1 protein-coding gene and 1 other annotated feature are annotated in these 1,348 nt (G+C 64.6%); the gene reads right to left on the bottom strand.

What is annotated here, in order from left to right; genetic code table 11:
- Window positions 1-32 precede the first annotated feature (32 nt).
- A protein-coding gene (locus AWC19_RS03245) for an IS3 family transposase (RefSeq protein WP_085989543.1) occupies window positions 33-1,294 on the bottom strand; the annotation gives its coding sequence in 2 pieces (ribosomal slippage) (window positions 33-991 and window positions 991-1,294; 1,263 coding nt in all).
- Window positions 864-995, bottom strand: a sequence feature (AL1L pseudoknot). Its footprint overlaps the gene before it by 132 nt.
- Window positions 1,295-1,348: the final 54 nt, after the last annotated feature.

Genomic DNA, 1,348 nt, shown 5'->3' with positions numbered 1-1,348 from the left:
GTGAAACGCCCTGGGTTTCCCGGAGGCTCGGGCTATTGGATTCCGATCAAGGGTTGGTCGGTCCGGTATGCATCGTAGAACGCAGCTTCGAACTCGGCAGGTGGGATGTCGCCGAGGTAGCTGTGTAGTCGGCTGGTGTTGTGCCAGTAGACCCAGCTGAGCGTCGCCAACTCGACGTCTTCGACGGTTTTCCATGGCCCGGTGCGGGCGGGGCCGTAGATCAGTTCGGCCTTGTAGTAGCCGTTGACCGTCTCCGCGAGAGCGTTATCGAAACTGTCCCCGACGGTCCCGATTGACGGGACTGCGCCGATCTCAGCGAGCCTTTCCCCGTAGCGAATGGAGGTGAATTGCGACCCGGCATCCGAGTGACATCTCAAGCCTGGCAACATATTTCCACGTGACCACCGCGCCATCTCCAACGCGTCGAGCACCATCGAGGTCCGCATATGCGAGGCTACCCGCCAGCCCACGATCATCCGCGAATACGCGTCGATGATGAAGCACACATACGCCACCCCGGCCCAGGTCGGCACGAACGTCAGGTCGGTCACCCAGAGCTGGTTCGGGGCGGTCGCGGTGAAGTTGCGCTTCACCAAATCCGGATGCCGGGCCGCGGCCGGGTCGGGTTTGGTGGTGCGGACCCGTTTGCCGCGCCGGACTCCCTCGATGCCGGCGGCCCGCATCAGCCGGGCCACCTGATCCCGGCCGACGTCATGACCCTCGCGGCGGGCGGTTTTCCAGAGCTTGCGGGCCCCATAGACGCAGTAGTTGTCTTTCCAGAGCTGACACAACGCCGGCCCCAGGACGGCGTCCCGCAGGGCCCGCGCCGACGGGACCCGGGCTTTGGTGTCGTAGTAGGTGCTCAGGGCCACCTGCAGGCCTGCGCTGCGCAGGACGGTGCAGATGGGCTCGACCCCGAACTCCTCGCGATTGGCGTCGATGAACTCGACTATTTCTTGTGTTGGCGGTCGAGCTCCGCCCCGAAGAAACTCGCTGCACGTTTCAGAATCTCGTTGGCGCGCTTGAGTTCTCGATTCTCCTGCTCGAGCTCCTGCACCCTTTTCGACTCCGCGGTCGTCACCCCGGGTGCCAGGCCTTCGTCGATGTCGGCCTGACGGACCCAGGTGCGCACCGATTCCACTCCGTAGCCGAGCTGGCGAGCAACGCGCTGCACCGTGCCCTGCTCGGTGCCCAGCTCCGCCCGGAGCGTGCGGACCATCCGTACCGCGGCGGCCTTCTCCTCGGCACTGTATCGACGCGTCGTGGGTTTCCCGGGCGACTGTTCCTTCGGCATACCTGCATCCTCGTTTCCAAGGTCAGGAGCCTCCGGGATTTCCAGGGCGTTTCA

Origin of the sequence: Mycobacterium palustre, from assembly GCF_002101785.1 — a bacterium.
Lineage (GTDB): Bacteria > Actinomycetota > Actinomycetes > Mycobacteriales > Mycobacteriaceae > Mycobacterium > Mycobacterium palustre.
The sequence above is the reverse complement of the archived record's forward strand: the minus strand, read 5'-3'. Positions and strand labels throughout refer to the sequence as shown.